Origin of the sequence: Pseudomonas marginalis (genome assembly GCF_024169655.1) — a bacterium.
Taxonomy (GTDB): domain Bacteria; phylum Pseudomonadota; class Gammaproteobacteria; order Pseudomonadales; family Pseudomonadaceae; genus Aquipseudomonas; species Aquipseudomonas paraveronii.
This window is the reverse complement of sequence record NZ_JALJWV010000001.1, coordinates 2,917,686-2,935,434: the sequence shown is the minus strand read 5'-3', so window position 1 is coordinate 2,935,434 and position 17,749 is coordinate 2,917,686. Positions and strand designations below refer to the sequence as shown.

At 58.4% G+C, this 17,749-nt stretch carries 14 protein-coding genes and 1 pseudogene; 3 read left to right on the top strand and 12 right to left on the bottom strand.

Annotation, left to right across the window (positions count from 1 at the left end; all coding sequences use genetic code 11):
* Positions 1-21 precede the first annotated feature (21 nt).
* The 8 genes from J2Y83_RS13210 to J2Y83_RS13170 form a co-directional block, all read right to left on the bottom strand.
* Positions 22-528, bottom strand: a complete 507-nt coding sequence (locus J2Y83_RS13210) for a chemotaxis protein CheW (RefSeq protein ID WP_253395807.1) — start codon at positions 526-528, stop codon at positions 22-24.
* A gap of 3 nt (positions 529-531) precedes the next feature.
* A complete protein-coding gene (locus J2Y83_RS29875; protein ID WP_437181028.1) occupies positions 532-2,949 on the bottom strand; it encodes a methyl-accepting chemotaxis protein in 2,418 nt (805 codons plus the stop codon).
* A 26-nt stretch (positions 2,950-2,975) separates the two neighbouring features.
* Positions 2,976-5,108 (bottom strand): chemotaxis protein CheA, encoded by a 2,133-nt coding sequence (locus tag J2Y83_RS13195; protein ID WP_253395805.1) that lies wholly within the window; start codon positions 5,106-5,108, stop codon positions 2,976-2,978.
* A 4-nt stretch (positions 5,109-5,112) separates the two neighbouring features.
* A complete protein-coding gene (locus tag J2Y83_RS13190; protein WP_247396047.1) occupies positions 5,113-5,430 on the bottom strand; it encodes an STAS domain-containing protein in 318 nt (105 codons plus the stop codon).
* 33 nt (positions 5,431-5,463) lie between these two features.
* Positions 5,464-5,832 carry a response regulator gene (locus J2Y83_RS13185; protein ID WP_247396048.1) on the bottom strand — a complete coding sequence of 123 codons (369 nt, stop codon included), beginning with the start codon at positions 5,830-5,832 and terminating at the stop codon, positions 5,464-5,466.
* Between the two features lie 13 nt (positions 5,833-5,845).
* Positions 5,846-6,763 (bottom strand): methyl-accepting chemotaxis protein, encoded by a 918-nt coding sequence (locus J2Y83_RS13180; protein WP_373423756.1) that lies wholly within the window; start codon positions 6,761-6,763, stop codon positions 5,846-5,848.
* Between the two features lie 430 nt (positions 6,764-7,193).
* On the bottom strand, positions 7,194-7,823 hold the full coding sequence (locus J2Y83_RS13175) for a response regulator (RefSeq protein ID WP_253395801.1): 630 nt from the start codon (positions 7,821-7,823) through the stop codon (positions 7,194-7,196).
* Positions 7,823-10,705 carry a sensor histidine kinase gene (locus tag J2Y83_RS13170; protein ID WP_253395799.1) on the bottom strand — a complete coding sequence of 961 codons (2,883 nt, stop codon included), beginning with the start codon at positions 10,703-10,705 and terminating at the stop codon, positions 7,823-7,825. The genes J2Y83_RS13175 and J2Y83_RS13170 overlap by 1 nt, the downstream gene beginning before the upstream one ends.
* A 1,041-nt stretch (positions 10,706-11,746) precedes the next feature.
* Between J2Y83_RS13170 and J2Y83_RS13165 the strand changes: the two genes are divergently transcribed.
* The 3 genes from J2Y83_RS13165 to J2Y83_RS13155 are packed head-to-tail and all read left to right on the top strand — an operon-like array spanning position 11,747 to position 14,805.
* Positions 11,747-13,402: a methyl-accepting chemotaxis protein gene (locus J2Y83_RS13165; protein WP_253395797.1), complete on the top strand. Its 1,656-nt coding sequence runs from the start codon at positions 11,747-11,749 to the stop codon at positions 13,400-13,402.
* 41 nt (positions 13,403-13,443) lie between these two features.
* A complete protein-coding gene (locus tag J2Y83_RS13160) occupies positions 13,444-13,977 on the top strand; it encodes a chemotaxis protein CheW (protein WP_253395795.1) in 534 nt (177 codons plus the stop codon).
* A 21-nt stretch (positions 13,978-13,998) separates the two neighbouring features.
* Entirely contained in the window at positions 13,999-14,805 is an 807-nt protein-coding gene (locus J2Y83_RS13155) for a CheR family methyltransferase (RefSeq protein WP_253395793.1), read from the top strand.
* Positions 14,806-14,897: 92 nt separating this feature from the next.
* Here J2Y83_RS13155 and J2Y83_RS13150 read toward each other — a convergent pair.
* The 4 genes and pseudogenes from J2Y83_RS13150 to J2Y83_RS13135 all read right to left on the bottom strand — a co-directional run.
* Positions 14,898-15,305, bottom strand: a pseudogene (locus J2Y83_RS13150) (response regulator); the annotation flags it as partial.
* Between the two features lie 2 nt (positions 15,306-15,307).
* Positions 15,308-16,636: an ATP-binding protein gene (locus tag J2Y83_RS13145; protein WP_253395791.1), complete on the bottom strand. Its 1,329-nt coding sequence runs from the start codon at positions 16,634-16,636 to the stop codon at positions 15,308-15,310.
* Positions 16,637-16,649: 13 nt separating this feature from the next.
* On the bottom strand, positions 16,650-17,261 hold the full coding sequence (locus J2Y83_RS13140; protein WP_253395789.1) for a chemotaxis protein CheC: 612 nt from the start codon (positions 17,259-17,261) through the stop codon (positions 16,650-16,652).
* A complete protein-coding gene (locus J2Y83_RS13135) occupies positions 17,261-17,620 on the bottom strand; it encodes a response regulator (RefSeq protein ID WP_247396059.1) in 360 nt (119 codons plus the stop codon). Before J2Y83_RS13135 ends, J2Y83_RS13140 begins: the two co-directional genes overlap by 1 nt.
* Between the last annotated feature and the right edge of the window lie 129 nt (positions 17,621-17,749).

The window sequence follows — 17,749 nt, the reverse complement described above, 5'->3', positions numbered from 1 at the left end:
GCGCGGCCGTATGCGTCACGGTCACATCAAGCCGGCCATCTCATCGACACACAAAACATGCTCAATTTGCAGCAGCGTGACAAACTCGCCTCGCACCTTGGTCATCCCCCGGATGAAGTCGGTACGAATATGGTTGCCGAACGCTGGGGCGGGCTTGATATCGATATCGAGGATCTCGATCACTTCACTGACCGAGTCCACCACCACGCCCAAGACCTGGGACTCGCCCTCCTTCGCCGCCTCCAGAATGACAATGCACGTTCGGTTGCCCAATACCGTCACCCCCTTGCCAAACCGCGCCTTGAGGTCTACGACCGGCACCACCGAACCGCGAAGGTTAATGACCCCTCGCAGGAACGCCGGCATCATCGGCACGGTTGTCACCTGGTTGTATTCGATGATTTCACGAACACTCAGTGTGTTGACCGCATACATTTCCTGAGCAGCCAGGAAGGTCAGGTACTGCAAGGGTTCATCGACTTGCAGCGCTGATTCACAAGTGCCTGACGTAACGGCTGAGGCACTCATGGGTCAACTCCCGAAGCGGACGAAACCGCCCTCCGCCGAACGGCTATCCTGGTCAAACGTGGACGCCGCACGGCTGACGACGGGCATCGAGACCGCCCGCCCGGCACGCTTGCTCTGTACGCTGAAAAAGCCCATCAACTCCTGCAACTGCTCGGCCTGGCCACTCATTTCCTCGGCCGTCGCCGCCAGCTCTTCGGATGCCGACGCGTTTTGCTGAGTCAGTTGGCTCATCTGCGACATCGCGCTGTTGATTTGCTCGGAGCCGATGGATTGTTCTTCCGAGGCGGCCGCAATTTCCTGCACCAGGTCCGATGTCTTGGCAATCGACGGCACAATCTCGTCAAGCAGGTTGCCCGCCCGTTCAGCCAAGGCCACGCTGTTCTTGGCCACTTCACTGATTTCCTGCGCGGCAATCTGGCTACGCTCAGCCAATTTGCGGACTTCTGCCGCCACTACCGCGAACCCTTTGCCGTGCTCGCCGGCACGCGCCGCTTCGATAGCCGCGTTGAGCGCCAACAGATTGGTCTGGTAGGCGATGGAATCGACGATGCCGATCTTTTCGGCGATGGTCTTCATCGCCGCCACAGTGTCCTTCACGGCTCGACCACCTTCAGAGGCTTCCTTGTTGGCTTTGCCTGCCATGCCGTCGGTGACCTTGGCATTTTCGGTGTTCTGGGCAATGGACGCCGACATTTGCTCCATCGACGCCGAGGTCTGTTCCACCGATGCGGCCTGTTCGGACGCCGATTGAGCCATGCTTTGGGCCGTGGCGGAGATCTCCTCAGACGCACTGGACAGCGAGTCAGCCGAGCCGCGCACTTCGCCGATGATTTCCGAGAGTTTTTCCACGGTACCGTTGACCGAGTGCTTGAGCTCCAGGAACTTGCCTTGATAGTCACCGTTGATGCTACGGGTCAGGTCGCCGCCGGACATTGCCGACAACACATCCATGGCTTCGGTAATCGGCACGATGATCGCGTCCAGCGAACCATTGATACCCAGGATGATGCGGCGGAAGTCACCCTGATGCCGTGTAACGTCAGGGCGAGTGTCCAGTTTGCCGATCAGCGCGCTGTCACTGATCTGGCGGGTGTCTTCGACGAGCGCGAGGATATTGGCCCGCAGTTGCTCGATGTTCTCGTTGATAAAGGCTTTTTTGCCGGGGAATTGCTCAAGGGGTGCAGACAGATCGCCTTCGCCGAATGAACGGATACAGGCCATGGCCTTTTTCTTCACGTTGATATGGCCGCTGACCATCTCATTGATACCCCGACCGATATCACGGTACGAACCCGAGAAGCGATCGACGTCGATCATCACGTCAATGTCACCTTTTTCGTGCTCGCTGGACATGTGCTGCATTTCATTGATCAGCGCCAGGATAGTGGTGCGCAACAACTCAATATTTTCATTGATAAAGGCTTTTTTGCCAGGGAAGCGCTCAAGCGGCGCCGACAAATCACCTTCGCCGAAGGAGCGGAGGCACGCCATGGCTTTTTTCTTGACCGCGATATGGCCGTTGACCATAGCGTTGATGCCCTGGGCCATGGAACGGTAACTGCCATGAAAGCGGCTGGCATCGATCTGTACGTCGATGTCGCCCTTATCGTGTTCACTGGACATACGGTCCATCTCCACGATCAATTCATTCAAGCTCGCCCCCAACTGCTGCATGCTCGCCATCAGGCTGGTGGTGTCACCCGCCTTGAGCGTCGCCTTTGCATTCAGCTCGCCGGCGGATAGACGTGCAGCAAAGGCTCGAACCACCGACGGCTCAGCGCCGAGCTGGCGCATCAGGTTACGCCCCAGCAAGCCTCCGATCAGCAGGGTTGCCAACAGGGTCAGGGCGCTCACCAACAGGATGATGTAGCGCGCATTTTGCTCGGTCGCGGTGGCGAGCAATTGGCCCTTGCGCCCCAGTTCCAGGTTGTAATCACGCAGGTCGCTGATCGCCGTCAGCACCGCGTTCTGCAGTGGCTGGCTCGCCTCAATCAATGCGCGGGCCGAGGCTTGATCACCGCTGTCGATGAGCTTGTCGAAATGCGCCTGCAAGGTGGCAAACTCGCCCAGGTGGCCGCGCAGTTGCGTCAACAGTGACGCGTCATGGTCGTCGGAGATCAACTTGGCCTGATAATGATCCAGGGCTTTGCCAATGACACTGAAGCTCTGTGCCACGCTGTCTGCGTAACTCGGCACGAGATTTTTTTCAGGGCCGTTCAAACGTTGCCATTCCAAGGCGTGAAGCTCGGTGAACGCCGCCGCAGCACGGTCGATTTCCAGCAAGCTGGGCACTGTGTTGACGTTGGCATAACTGGCGCTCGTATTGATTTCACCGGCCAGATATAAGCTGGTGCCACCCAACACGACGACACCCAGCAATGCCGTGAAAACCAACAACATGATATTTCTGATAACGGTCATGGCGAGGAACTCCTGATGACGCTTCATTAAGTCGATAAAGGACTTTGAATCGAGCGGTGGGTGGCGTCCTTGGCAACGAGTCCTAACAAATTGGGTATATCCAGAATCAGGGCGACAGCTCCGCTGCCAAGGATGGTGAACCCACCCAGTCCATGGGCCTCACCAAACACTTTGCCCAATGGCTTGATCACGGTTTGAAACTCCCCCTGCAAGCGATCGACCACCAAGCCGGCACGCAGGCCTGCGTATTGCACGACGACCACGTTTTCTCGGGTACCTCGAGGCTCTTGCACGTCAAACATGTCGCGTAGCCGCAAGATCGGCAGCACCTCTCCCCGCAGGTCCAGGTAGCCGGTTTCGGCCCCCTGCCCAGGCGCCAGCTCGATGCACTCCTCCACCATGTTCAGCGGAATGACATAGGAGGCCTTGCCCACTCCGATCAGAAAACCGTCGATGATTGCCAGCGTCAGCGGTAGACGAATCCGTACCGTCGTGCCCCGCCCTTCTTCGCTCTCAAGACTCACGCTGCCGCGCAAAGCCGTGATATTGCGCTTGACCACGTCCATGCCCACGCCTCGGCCCGACAGGTTGCTGACCTGGTCGGCCGTGGAAAAGCCCGGCTCGAAAATCAAATTCAGAATGTCTTTATCCGCCGGTTGCTGGCCGTCCCCCACCAGGCCACGCTCGCGGGCCTTGGCCAGGATTTTGTCCTTGGCCAGGCCGCCGCCGTCATCCGACACCTCGATCACAATGCTGCCGGATTCGTGATAGGCATTCAGGCGCACCGTGCCCTGGGCCGGCTTGCCCCGTTGCAGGCGAATCGACGCGGGCTCGATGCCATGGTCCATGGCGTTTCGCACCAGATGCGTCAGCGGGTCGCCGATACGCTCGACGACCGTCTTGTCCAGCTCGGTTTCGCCACCGCCGATGTGCAGCACGATGTCCTTGCCCAGCTCTTTGGAGACGTCCCGCACCACCCGCTGGAAACGCGTGAATGTCGCGCCGATCTGCACCATGCGCAGGGTCAGTGCCGAGTCACGCACCTCCTCCACCAAACGCGATAACAGACTGGTGGCTTCGATCATCTCGCCAATCCCGCTCCGCACCGCCACCAGGTTGGCGCCGGCACCGGCAATGATCAGCTCGCCGACCAGGTTGATCAATTGGTCCAGCTTGGCCGCATCGACCCGAATCAGATTGCTTTCGTTGCTCGCTGCGCTCTTGCCGGCCTTGATCAGCGGCGTGATCGAATCCTGCGGTGCCTCAAGCTCGCCGTGCGTCTCGGCCGGTGCTTGCTCACCCTCTTGAGCGACGAGCAAGGCCTGGGATTCAGTCAATGTGCCGCAACGAACCAGCAGCTCGAGCAGCGCGGCGTTGTCTTCCGGCAACGCGTCGAGATGCGCGCGACACGCTTGGACAGTCGCTTGCGGTGCGAGGATCTGTACGAGCGCGTCATCGCGAACAAAATCAAAGGCGCCGTCGATGACCTCCCGGGAGGCGTCGCTGGCCAGCGCGAGTTCAAACCCCAGGTAGTTGGTTTCCGGGTCCATTGACGCTATCGGCGGCAACGCCTCGAACAGTGTGACGGTATGCAGCAAACGCCCCAACGTGCTCAGGTAACGCAGGAACGCCAAGGGGTCCATGCCGTTACGCAACACATCCGGACCAAAGCGCAGGGACAAATGCCAGTGGCCGGGACTGTCCCCCCGGTCATCCGCCGCAGGCCTATGTTGAGGCGCAGGCGAAGCAGTCGGTACCGAGCCTTCCAGGTACAGAGCGAGCCGCTCACCCAGGCGTTGGCCCTGGACCTGCAACGGTTCGTCCAATCGATCAAGGTTGCCATCCTCGGCCAGCAGGTCGATCAATTGGCCAATATGGTCACGGGCGTCGAGAAACAACGCACTCAACGCCTCATCGACGCGCACTTCCAGGCTGCGTACCCGATCCAGGACGCTTTCGGCGACATGGGTGAATTCAACGATGGGCATCAAGCCAAACAAGCCGGCCGAGCCTTTGATGGTGTGGGCCACACGGAACAGGCCGTTGATGGTATCCAGGTCCTGGGGCGACTTCTCGATCTGCAGCAGCGCATCTTCCATTTGCAACAAAAGCTCGCGACTCTCCGCAATGAAGGTCTGCAGCACGTCATCCATGTTCATACGATCATGCTCCAAGCGACTGAGCGAAAGGCGGATTGGCGAAGTAGTCGTCAAGACCGCTGAGCCGTATTGCTTCGGTCACGGCCACACTCGGGTTGCTCAGCAACAGCTGCGTGCTCCCTTTGAGCGACTCGCGTTTGATGAGGATCAACAATTGCAAACCGGCGCTGTCCAGTTCATCGACATTGGACAAGTCCAACTCGACTTCATGGGCCAGCGGAAACAACGACAACAACAGGTCTTTTTGTTCAGTGGCTGTGTAGATCGTCAGGGGGCCTTCCATGACCTGGATTCGACGCAGCATCGGGACGGTGCTTTTCATGGAAACCTCCTGGTCAGCGGTCGCTGGCCATCGCTATGGCAGGATCAACTTGGAGACGGCGGTGAGCATTTGCGCCGGCTGAAAGGGCTTGACCATCCACGCCTTGGCACCGGAAGCCTGGCCTTGCTGCTTCATCGCATCACTGGCTTCGGTGGTCAGCATGATGACCGGGGTGAACTTGTAGGCCGGCAGCAGTTTGGCGGCCTTGACGAAGCTGAAGCCGTCCATGTTCGGCATGTTCACGTCACTGACAATCAGGTGGATTTTGCGGCCATCCAGCTTGCTCAGTGCATCTCTGCCATCACAGCCTTCGATCACGTCGTAACCCGCGCCTTTGAGCGTGATGCTCACCACCTGCCGGATGGAGGCCGAGTCGTCGACAATCAGAATGGTTTTGCTCATCGGAAAAGCTCCTCTAGAAAAAGGTGATTTCGCTGGAATCAGCCTTGGCGTGCGTCTTACCGCCATGGATCGAGTGTTGCTCCGGCATGGTGTAGGCCGTTGAGAGCTCTTGCAGCCAACGATCACTGACCATCGGGGTCAGGGCATGCCCGCTCAGGCTCGATGCCTGGCGCTCGTCCAATTGCTGCTGCAGCTTGTCCAGGTCGCGGGTAATCAGCGTCAACATCTGGCTGACGCGGTCCTGAAACTGCAGGGCGACCAGCACCTGGGCAATCTCGTCGGCGACGTTGGCGCTCTGCTGCTGCAAGTCATGGCTGTTGCGCACGATGGTTTGGGCGGTCCCGCGAAAATGTTCGATGACCTGCGAGACCACGCGCTCCGAATCCGCGAGGGTCAAGGTGTCTTGTTCGGCGTGGTGGCGGGACATTTGCACTGTGCGGGCGATGGCCGCGTTGACGGTATTGACGGTGTCACTGATCTTGCGCCCGGTCTCGCCGGACATGCTCGACAACTTGCGCACTTCATCGGCAACTACCGCAAAACCTCGCCCTGCCTCACCGGCTCGGGCGGCTTCGATGGCAGCGTTGAGGGCAAGCAGGTTGGTTTGGCTGGCGATGTCACCGACGAACTTGGCCATCTGCTGAAGTTGCTCGGTGAAGCCGGAGAGTTGCAGGACTTCTTTGAGTTCGTTCTCTTTATTCGAGAGCGCGGAGCGCAGGGCCAGAACGATGGAGTTGAGGTCATGCTGGCCGACTTCCAGCAAGTCGACCAATTGTTGGGAAGCGTCTTGCCCGCCGTTGCTGGCTACGCTGTTGCTGATGTTTGATGACAGCGTGCCAAAACGTTCGCTGAGCTTGAGGATGGACGTTTCGCTGATCAGTCGAGCCGCTTCTATCTGTCTGGACCAGATCGGAAGTACGCTCAGACACACATCTGCCAAGCCGTTATCGACGGCCAATGTCGCCGAGGCCTCTGCCGGTTGATCGAGCTGCTGGCGCAGTCGGACCCAGTGCGCCTGGTAGCACCTGTTTGCCCAAAGGCCCAGGCCGATACACAACGCCAACAACACGCTCCCCGCCCCTACCGCCCACGCGCTGAAACCATTGCTGTAAGCGACCGCCAGCCCACCGAGCAGACCGGCCAAGGCCACGGGAAACAGTGTCAAAGCAGCCGAGGGGGGTGTGGTCTGTTCGTTCACGGTCTGTCTCCCAGTCAAAGCATCTCATCACCGGTTGATCGGCAGTTGGATTGCTTGAGGAGGATGATGGCCCAGTAATGGCACTCCAGCCATCAGACCATCCCTATTCTGGGGTAGGGATACCGGGAACCCGGGTAGGAAAATCCCTACCCGAGGGTGCTGACTACGAAATCCCCAGGGTCATGGCGAAGCGAACAATGTCCGCCGTAGAGCTGAAGCCCATTTTTTCCATGAGTCGAGTCTTGTGGGTACTGACCGTCTTGTTGCTGATGACCAACTGCTCGGCAATCTGGTTGACGCTCATGCCATGAGCCAGCAAGCGCAGAATCTGGAACTCGCGATCGGACAGGCTTTCAACGTAGGTCTGTTGCTTCAAGCCACTGCTCTGCAGGGCAATCTGCTCCGCCAGCCCAGGGTCCAGGTAACGTTGACCGCTGACCACGCGGCGCATGGCAATCAACAGGGTCTCGGGGTCGCGGTCCTTGGTCAGGTAGCCGAGCGCACCGGCGCGCAGTGCGCGTTGCGCGATGTGGATTTCGTTATGCATGCTCAACACCAGGATCGGCAGATTCGGGTACTGGGCATGCAGGCGGGCAATCAGAATCTCGCCGCTGATACCTGGCATATTCATGTCGAGCAGCAGCAGGTCGATCTCGACCTGGCGCAACAGTTCGATCACTTGCGCTCCACTCTCGGCCTCGGCCACCACTTGGACGTCGGCGACCAGCATGAACAACTGCTTGAGCCCTTCGCGCATGATGGTGTGGTCATCGGCAATCAGCATGCGAATCATCAATACGTATCCTTGTGCATCGGAATGAACGCCTGCACCGTAGTGCCCTGTCCGGGATGGCTGAAAATGATGACTTTGCCGCCCAACATCAGGCCGCGTTCACGCATCCCCGCCAACCCCAAGGTCTGGCGGGTGACTGCGTCGGGGTCAAATCCCTTGCCGTTATCCTGGACCTCCAGCAGCCAGTGCGTTTCCTGCGGGCTCAGGGTGACGCTGACCTGTGTCGCTTCGGCGTAGCGCGCAATATTGGTCAACGACTCCTGCACGATGCGAAACGCGGCGGTGGCGTGCGTATCGGGGAGCGTCAGGGGAATCAAAGGCAGGTGCAACACGCAGGGAACCCGGGTCAAGGTGACGAATTCGGTTGTCAGCCATTCAAGGCCGGAGACCAGTCCCAGGTTCAAGGCGGATGGCCGCAGACTGGTGGAGACATCGCGCACGACCTGGATCGTCTTATCGGTCAGCACCATCAGCCGCTCGACCTGCGGGGTCAGCTCAGGTGTGGAGGCGCCGAACTGAAACCTCAGCAGCGATATCCCCATGCGCAGTGCCGTCAGGTGCTGGCCCAGCTCGTCATGGATCTCCCTGGCGATCAGTTTGCGCTCCTCTTCCCGCGCCGTTTCGCGGCGGGTCGACAGATCGCGCAATTGTGCATTGGAATTGGCCAGGCGCCGCTCGGCAGCGCGCAGTTTGGAAATGTCGCGCCCCACCGCCAGCACACTCACGACCCGCTGGCCGTCGACCTCCGGCACAAAGTGGATCAGCACCACTTTGGGTGCGGCCTTCAACCCCGAGAGCAGAAACTCTTGCTCGGTCGCTTTATTTTCCTGAATCACTTGGGCCACCAATTCGCGAAACAGCTGAGACTGGTGGTTCAGGGGCGCCACCGCATCCATGGGCATTCCCATCAGTTCCGGCCAGGCCCCGCCCACCCATTTGCGCAGTTGCGCATTGACGTAGAGCACCTCGCCATGAGCACTCAGACGAGCGATAGCATCCGGGCTGTTTTCGACCAGCGCGCTGATATCGTGCTGGCGTCCGAGTTCTTTCTGCCTGGCCCTTGTCAACAGGGTAATGTCGCGACTGATCACCAATATCTGCGGAGCCACACGTCCCGAATCCGCTACCGGCACCAGCGTAAAGTGCAGTTGACGAACTTCGTTGCGAAGCATCACGCCCTCATCGGACTCAACCACCCGCCCGGCGCTCGTGCATTGCTCGCACAGCGCCTGGATTTTTTGCGCGCTCAACCGACCAAAGATCGGCTCCAGGGGCTCACCGATAACATCGGCATGAGCTTTGCCCAGCGCGCGTAACAACGCGGGGTTGACCTCGACACAGCGCAGGCAACCGACCGCCGTCATTTCCAGCAGGCAAAGCATGTCCAGGGTATGGTCGAAAATGTCACGATAACGACGCTCGCGCTCGCGGAGTAACGACTCTGATTGCCAGCGTTCGATCGCAATCGCCGCAATGTGACACGTCTGGCGCACGCGCAGCATGTCGCTCTCATCCGGCCCGGTGCCGGGAGACTGGGACAACTCGAAAGTACCGAGGAGGTGTCCTTGCTTGTCCACAATCGGTTCGGACCAGCCGGCAGCAGACGCCTTACTCACCACAGCGCCAGTGCCGAGCTGCACCCTGCAGGACCGGTGGGGCAAGGCCAATTGCAGATAACCCACAAGGAGCCCCAGCGTTTCCTCCAGGGGGGCACCCATCGACATTTTTTCGAAAATGCCCAAGCGCGCATCTTCCAGGACTTGTTGCTTGCGCAACTCCGTAATGTCATGGGCCAGCGCCAGCACGCCGACCACCTCGCCTGTCGGACTGCGCTCGGCCGTCAGGCTGACCGCACAACTGACAGACTCGGTACTGTCCGCGAAGGTCCAACTGTCCAGGAATTGCGCCGTTTCGCCCGTCGCGACGACATGGCGCAGTTGGTTGAGATACTCACCCGCGTCCGCGCCAGGGCTGGCGCCTATCGACTCGTCATAAGACATACCGGTCAAGAGCAAAAATGTCGGGTTGACGTAAGTGCGCAGCAGGTTGCGATCGTAACGAACAATGATGTTGGGAGAGTTTTCTGCGAGGGTGAGAAATTTGAGTTCGCTGCCCATCAGCGTTTCGCGAAGCTGCCAGTTTTCGGTGATGTCCTCCAGTTGGGACACAAAGCAGGTCGGCTGCCCTTGATCGTCGCGTACCAACCCCACGGTCAACCGCACCCACACCACCCGTCCGTCGCGGTGGATATAGCGTTTATGCAATGTAGCCCCAGACCTTGCACCGCGCTTGAGTTCGTCGATCAACTGCTTGCCGACCTCGCGGTCTTCGGGGTGGGTCAGAGCCATGAACGTGGTGGTTTGCAACTGCGCTTCGCTATACCCAAGCAGCCTGCAAATGACGCCATTGGCCCGTAGCCAACGACCGTCCAGCGACACCAGCGCCAGGCCGGTGCCGGAGGAATCGAAAATCGACCTGAGCGGAATCTGCGAGTAGCTTTCGGTATCGGATTGCGCGGCCAACGGTCCCTGGCGGGCAATGACCTCGACAATAAAATAATCCTCGCGCCACAGCGTCAAGGTGATGTCCAGCCCGCACGCCTCCCTGCTCTGCGCCGAAAAACCAGCTCGCGTTTTCGCCGCTGCCTGTTCCAGCGCCGCGTAAAAAACGCCATGGTCTTCAGACCGCAGGAGGGCGATAAACTCGCCGCCCGCGGCCGGAGAAACACCATTTTGAATGTGCAGATGTGAGAACGCGCGATTGCCAGCGACAACCCGAGCGGCTCGGTCCAGCGCCACAACCGCAACTGACAGACAGCCGAGCACGCTCTCGAGGGTTTGCAACGTATCGTCGTCAACCATTGCCAGTGTGTCGCGAGCCATACGTCCTTGTACCTCGGTCTTTGACAGTGCTTAAGAATATTTGAAAGGCGTGCAAAACGCCTGGCAACCTTCTACACAGCGCTGGAAGTCGGAAACGACTGAACATTGATCTTTCTAGGAGAATAGAACCCTTCAATCGCGATTAACCGCCAACTTGTATATATCGTTTTGAGTGTGGCCTCAGACTCACTACTGGTTCTTTGCTCGAACTGTAGCTCAATCTCAAGCTTCAAAGAACTACGGCACGATAGAAGAGAAGGCAACCGACGCTAGCGACAGCCGGCACTGCTCGCCGAAGAGTGCCACGGCAGGCCGCCGACGCGCAGACTTTTGAGCGATCGAGCGAATGAAAAAAATGATATCACAATGATATCATCGTCTGATACCTTTGAGCAGAACCAAGCAATTGCGAGGGTCATCGCGCCGATCTCAATCGTCGATGAACATCGTCAATAGAAATGAAAAAAACGGGTTAATACCCTGGTAGGACTGGCGAAGGGCCGCGGCTACAGAGTCGTTGTTGCGCGCGCTTTATATAACGCCCTTCCTCCACTGGCCGACGAGCGATTATATAAATCATCAGTGCAAGATGACTGCCATTACTTAGCGCCCCTGTAGAACTGAACAATTTTGCCACTGGCCGACGACTGACCGGTTGTGTGCTCAAGTTGATCTTGGCCTGGGCCGATAGGGGTATGAGAAGGATCGATGCTTACTGATTCAGGGAGGAACTTATGTCGTCATACGGCAACTTGCAGCCCCCTTCCTCAGGCGGGTGCTTTTCTCCGCTTACCGCTCATACCCGCCGCCGGCGGTGTGTGAGCCCCGCTATTGCGCGACTCGCGCCCCGAGCCTGCGTCAGAACGACGGGCGATGGCCAATGAAGTAGCGACCATCCCCAGCAGACGAGTCAACGTCAATCAACCCGCCGACAACCAGGAAACGCGCCCGGCGTACACCCGGGCAGACCGCTGTTTATTCGTTGAACGATAGCAATCCCGGCAATTCAGCCGACCGCACCGCACATGGAGAGGCCTTTCAATGAAATGGTTCTACGATTTAAGAATAGCCACCAAGCTCATCACGTCGTTTTTGCTGGTGTTGGTGCTGACGGCCCTGACGGGCGGGTTCGCCATCATCCAGTTGGGCCTGGTCAACGAGACCGCCACTGAGATGCGCGACAATTGGTTGCCCTCAGTGCGGGTTGCCTCCGGCATGCGTTTTTTTGTCGCCAACTATCGGATCAAGGAACTGCGCCATCTGATGGCCGACAGTCCGGCGGAACAGACGCAATATGAACAGGAGGCCGTCGATGCCCGCAAGGAAGTCGATACCCGCATGGCGCGCTATGAAAAAGAGCTGATCGCAGGCCCGGCTGATCAGGCGTTGCTCGATACATTCAAGAACGATTGGAACAACTACCTCAATACCAGCAAGAACCTGTTGGCCGAGTCCCGACTGGGTGCGAAGGAACAGACCAACGCCATTCTCAAAGGGGACTCGAAACGCGACTTCGAACAAGTCGCCAGCGACCTGGTAAAAATTATCGACTTCAACGACGCCGGGGCGACGGCCGCCAATCAACGCGGTAACGAAATCTACGCGAATGCGCGACTGTCAATCATCGCCGCAGTACTCGTGGCCCTGCTGGTGGGCATCGCGCTGGCGTTGTTTATTTCACGCATCATTTCCAACCCGCTGAGAAGGGCCGTGGATGTGGCCAGCCAACTGGCCGAAGGTAACCTGGCCGTGAAGATCGAAGGGGGCTCCAGGGACGAAACCGGGCAGGTGCTCACGGCGATGCAGGCAATGGTCGGCAAGCTTTCGCAGATTATCGGTGAGGTGCGCAATGCCGCCGACGGTCTGGCCAGCGCGTCGGAGGAAGTCAGCGCTACAGCCCAGTCCATCAGCCAGACCACCAGCCAACAAGCTGCAAGCGTCGAAGAAACCAGCGCGTCCATCGAACAAATGAGTGCCAGCATCAACCAGAACACCGAGAACGCCAAGATAACCGACGGCATGGCCAGCAAGGCGGCCAAGGAAGCCGGGGACGGAGGCGACTCGGTTCAGCAGACGGTCCAGGCGATGAAAAAAATCGCGCAACGCATCAGCATCATCGACGACATCGCCTACCAGACCAACTTGCTGGCCTTGAACGCAGCGATTGAAGCGGCGCGAGCCGGCGAACATGGCAAGGGCTTCGCAGTGGTAGCGGCCGAAGTGCGCAAACTGGCCGAGCGCAGCCAGGTGGCCGCGCTGGAAATAGGCGAGCTATCCACCAGCAGTGTCGAAATGGCCGAACGGGCGGGCCGTCTGCTTGGCGAGATGCTGCCTTCGATCAACAAGACCTCCGATCTGGTCCAGGAGATCACGGCCGCCTCCGAAGAACAGGCAGCCGGCGTGTCGCAGATCAATTCGGCAATGAACCAACTCAACCAGGTCACGCAGCAAAATGCCTCCAGCAGCGAGGAGCTCGCTTCTACCGCCGAAGAAATGAGTACCCAGGCCGAACAGTTGCAGCAGTCCATGAGCTTTTTCACACTGGAGGCGGGTGATCGGGCATCGAGCGTCACACTTGCCAAGCCTAGCCCGGCAAGCAGCGTATCGCGCGCGGTGGCGCGGGCACCGCGAGCGGTCCAGCAGAAAAACTTCCTCAAGAGCGCAGGCCCCGACGAAAGCGAGTTCACGCGGTTCTAAGCGCAAACCGGACGCGATGTTTTTTCATGCAGGAGAGCGACATGGGCGCGTTAACCAATACCCGACAAACGACTGCGATTCAAAAGCAGGAGGCGCAGTACCTGACGCTCCTGCTGGGCGGCGAAATGTTCGCCATAGATATCCTGGGTATCAAGGAAATCATCGAGTACGGGCACGTGACCCCGGTGCCGATGATGCCCGACTTCGTGCGCGGCGTGCTCAATCTGCGAGGTGCCGTGGTGCCGGTGCTGGACCTCAAGGCACGGTTCGGGCAGCCGTGCACGAAGGTGACTCGACGCAGCTGCGTAGTGATCCTCGAAGCCAGCAGTGAAGACCGCCAGCCCCAGGATATTGGGCTTCTGGTGGACAGTGTGTCAGAGGTACTGGCAATTCCGGCGGACGAGATCGAGCCCCCTCCCAGCTTTGGCGCGCGCATTCGCCCTGACTTTATCAGCGGCATGGCAAAGGTCGCCGGCAAGTTCGTCATCGTTTTGCAGGTGGACAAGGTGTTATCCGTGGATGAAATATCTCAACTGGCGGACGCCGGCGACAGCCCCACCCTCCAGGACCAGTGAGCCACGAACAAGGAGTTCGGATTGAAACAGATCAATCTTGAAGATCGCGAATTCACCCAGTTCCAGTCCTGGCTCTATGGCGCGGCGGGCATCCACTTGTCCCCCATGAAAAAGGCCCTGGTTGCCGGACGTCTGTTCAAGCGCCTGCAGTTCCATGAGCTGGAAAGCTACGGCGCGTATTTCAAAATGATAATGGGCAAGGAGAACCCCGACGAGCTGCAGTTTGCCCTGGACCTGTTGACCACCAACGAAACGTATTTCTTTCGTGAACCCAAGCACTTCGAGTTCCTGCGCGAGCGGGTATTGCCCTTCGCATCGCCAGGCAAGACCTTCAGGGTGTGGAGCGCGGCCAGCTCCTCCGGCGAAGAACCTTACAGCCTGGCAATGACCCTTGCCGAACACCTGCGCAGCACGCCCTGGGAGGTCATCGGATCGGATATCAGCACCCAGGTCCTGGCCAAGGCCCGGAATGGGCATTACCCGATGGAACGCGCGAACAGACTGCCGCTACCCTTGCTCAGCCGATACTGCCTCAAGGGCATTGGCCGGCAGGAAGGCACCTTCCTGATCGACAAAACCCTGCGCCACCGGGTCAGTTTCGTTCAAGTCAACCTGATCGAGACCCTGCCCAAACTGGGCGAATTCGATGTGATTTTCCTGCGCAACGTGATGATTTACTTTGATCAGGAGACCAAGCGAAAAGTGGTCAGCCGCCTCCTCCCATTTCTGCGACGGGGCGGCTATTTCATGATCAGTCATTCGGAAAGCCTGAACGGCGTCAGCGATGCGCTCAAGCTGGTGGCGCCTTCGATTTATCAAAAGCCATGAGCTTCAACTGAAGTTGCGTGGCGACACTGGGGTGATAGCCCGATCGCACGCAAATTTTCGTTCTATTCGCTAATGCGCGCCTTCGGGTTGTCACGGTCACGCAGCACATTCTGCGTGTCCAGAGCCTCATCGAGGGTGCGCTGAAGCTCTTCATCATTCCAGGGCTTGCTGATGTAGCGGAAAATATACCCGTCGCTGATTGCCTGAGTGATCATGCTCATGTCGGCATAACCGGTCAGCAGGATATTCATGCACGCCGGATCGCGCTTATGCACCTCCCGCAGTAGGGTCGGACCGTCCATAAACGGCATGCGCGCGTCGCAGATAATCATGTCTATAGGGTGCAGTTCGAAAAGCCTCAGCGCCTGCGCCCCACTGGTGGCCAGCAGCAAGTCGTAAGGCTTGCCGCGCAGCAAGCGGCGCAGGCTGTTGAGGATACTTTCTTCGTCGTCCACCAGCATGACGGTGTGGCGTTTTTCGCTCAAGGAAGTGGTGTCCATGATCAGCTACCTTCAACAGCAGAGGCCAATTGGGCCTGTACCAGGGGCTGGCGCAATGGCAACCATGCGCGAAAGCAACTACCCCTGCCCGGTTCACTTCTGACGGTGAGCCTTCCATGGTGTTTGACCATAATGCTGTACGACAGCGACAGGCCAAGACCCGATCCCATGCCCACCGGTTTGGTTGTGAAGAACGGTTCGAATATCCGGTTCTGGATTTCCAGCGGGATGCCATGACCGTTGTCGGTGATCTCGACGAAAACGCCGCCGTCTTCCCTGCCACTGCTGATGATGATTTCGCCGTCGGCGCCGACGGCATGGCTGGCATTGATGAGCAGATTCAGGAAAACCTGATTGATCTGTGATCCCATGCACTCGATGGGTTCGATATCGCCGTAGTTCTTGATGACCTGAGCCTTGAACTTGATCTCGTTCCAGATAACGTTGAGGGTGCTATCCAGCCCCTTGTGCAGATCGGCCAACTGCCATTCGTAACTGTCGACATGGGAGAACTCGCGCAGGTCCTTGACTATACGAGTGACGCGGTCCAGCCCGTCGACCGATTCGGTGAGCAATTCGTCGATGTCCTGACGCATGAAATTGTAATCCGCCTTGTCCCGCATGGCCGCGATCTCAGGATGAGCATGGGCATGCGTTTCGTCACTGGCCTGCTCATAGGCATCGAGCAGCGCGAAAATATCCACGAGGTAACGGCGCAGGCTGTTGACGTTGGAGCAAACAAAGCCAATCGGGTTATTGATCTCGTGGGCCACCCCCGCAGCCAGTTGCCCTATCGCCGCCATCTTCTCGGACTGCAGCAACTGCGCCTGGGCGTCTTCGAGCCGTGCGATAAGCAGTGCCTGGGCGCTCTTTTCCTCTTCTAGCAACTCGTTAAGGTGCGTCAGTTCGAGTTGGCGGGCCGCGGTGTCGGTCGTATCACTGATCGCTAGGCCTACACCCAGACTGCCGCCATCGGCGTCCTGCACGGGGAAGAAGGTGCAGTTCTGATACATGTGCCGGACCATGCCGCTGATGGGCCGGGTGCTTTCGAAATTGAATAGGTGCGGCCGTTGCTGCCAGGAGGTAAAAGCAAAGTTTTGCAGCGTGAAGACACTGTTGATCTTCTGCCGGGTCCAGACCTCCGGCAGCTCCGGAAATGCTTCGAACAGCGTGCGACCCACCAGCTCCTGGGCACTGCGGCCGCTATTGATGGACATAAAGTTGTTAGAGAACAGCACCTTGCAGTCCTGATCGACGAGCAGCACGCCCATATTGATCGCCTTGAGCATCGACTCAAGGGTTTCCCGGGAAATTGCCTTGTTGTCTGTCATGAAGACGCCCTTTTCAAAGCTCGTAAAGCAAACGATCGATCGCCCGAATGACAACACCGGCTGTGCGTTCGGTGATGCAGATCAGCAGGTCGCACGAGAATTGATGAGCCTGAACCTCGAAGCGGATTTCTAACACCATCGCAAGGTGTTCGTTCAGGTTCAATTCATCCAGTGCGTTCGTGGGCTCTTCTCTGTGGACCAGAATCGACGGCGCGTCATAGCTCACTTGTATCGCCACCTGCCTGGCCAGGCCACTGATGCAGGCGCCGGACAGGATGTTGGTGACATCTAACATGAGCTCTTCCTGCTGCGCAGGGCCGTCGTCGTTATAGCCCAGCAGCTCGGCCAGCTTATCGGCCCCCATTGAGCCAAAGCACACGAACACCTCGCCGCGTAACTCACCCAGAAAAGACTGGCGGGTGACAATCATGAAGCGTCGGCGAAGATGCTCCGGAATCGACAGTTTGTTCTGTTCGCGGATCAGCGGGTGAATGAACGGAACCGAAAGCGTAACCATGGTGTTGGTCAGCAGGGCCAGTCGCTCGGCGGCCTGCCCCATGGCAATATTCATCAGTTCCTGCAGGGCATCACGTTGGTCTTCGGTGAGCGCGGCCAAGGTTTCCATCACAGCACTCCTATGAGGTGCAATGCATCGAGTACAGCTTCAGCCGTAACGGGCTTGGCGACGAATGCAGCAGCGCCCAGCTCGAATACTCGCTGCCTGGCCAGCGGCTGGATGTCTGCGCTGATCACTACGACCACCACGTTGGCGTCTTCACGCTTGAGGGCTTCTAGCGTCTGGAAGCCGTCCATGACCGGCATGGTCAGGTCGAGAAACAGCAGCTCCACCAAACCGGCGTGATACGCCTCCATCACCTCGGCACCATTACAGGCCTGGCGAATATCTTCGGTCAGTGATTCTGGCAGGGATCGCAAGACCAGCTTGCGGGACATGGATGAGTCATCGGCGATTAGCACTTTCATGGCGCACTCCACATTTATGAAGTGTCCCGCAGCCTCGGTCGAGGCCGCAGAAACTAAGATTCGTCAGAATCTTTTAACCACTCTAGCCTGAAGAATATCAAAGAGCCATCAGCCAATGCGGATACTGCC

Excerpts from the sequence above, each read along its gene's own strand:
- J2Y83_RS13210 (WP_253395807.1), bottom strand. The coding sequence starts at position 528 with ATGAGTGCCTCAGCCGTTACGTCAGGCACTTGTGAATCAGCGCTGCAA.
- J2Y83_RS29875 (WP_437181028.1), bottom strand. The coding sequence starts at position 2,949 with ATGACCGTTATCAGAAATATCATGTTGTTGGTTTTCACGGCATTGCTG.
- J2Y83_RS13195 (WP_253395805.1), bottom strand. The coding sequence starts at position 5,108 with ATGAACATGGATGACGTGCTGCAGACCTTCATTGCGGAGAGTCGCGAG.
- J2Y83_RS13190 (WP_247396047.1), bottom strand. The coding sequence starts at position 5,430 with ATGAAAAGCACCGTCCCGATGCTGCGTCGAATCCAGGTCATGGAAGGC.
- J2Y83_RS13185 (WP_247396048.1), bottom strand. The coding sequence starts at position 5,832 with ATGAGCAAAACCATTCTGATTGTCGACGACTCGGCCTCCATCCGGCAG.
- J2Y83_RS13175 (WP_253395801.1), bottom strand. The coding sequence starts at position 7,823 with ATGATTCGCATGCTGATTGCCGATGACCACACCATCATGCGCGAAGGG.
- J2Y83_RS13170 (WP_253395799.1), bottom strand. The coding sequence starts at position 10,705 with ATGGCTCGCGACACACTGGCAATGGTTGACGACGATACGTTGCAAACC.
- J2Y83_RS13165 (WP_253395797.1), top strand. The coding sequence starts at position 11,747 with ATGAAATGGTTCTACGATTTAAGAATAGCCACCAAGCTCATCACGTCG.
- J2Y83_RS13160 (WP_253395795.1), top strand. The coding sequence starts at position 13,444 with ATGGGCGCGTTAACCAATACCCGACAAACGACTGCGATTCAAAAGCAG.
- J2Y83_RS13145 (WP_253395791.1), bottom strand. The coding sequence starts at position 16,636 with ATGACAGACAACAAGGCAATTTCCCGGGAAACCCTTGAGTCGATGCTC.
- J2Y83_RS13140 (WP_253395789.1), bottom strand. The coding sequence starts at position 17,261 with ATGGAAACCTTGGCCGCGCTCACCGAAGACCAACGTGATGCCCTGCAG.
- J2Y83_RS13135 (WP_247396059.1), bottom strand. The coding sequence starts at position 17,620 with ATGAAAGTGCTAATCGCCGATGACTCATCCATGTCCCGCAAGCTGGTC.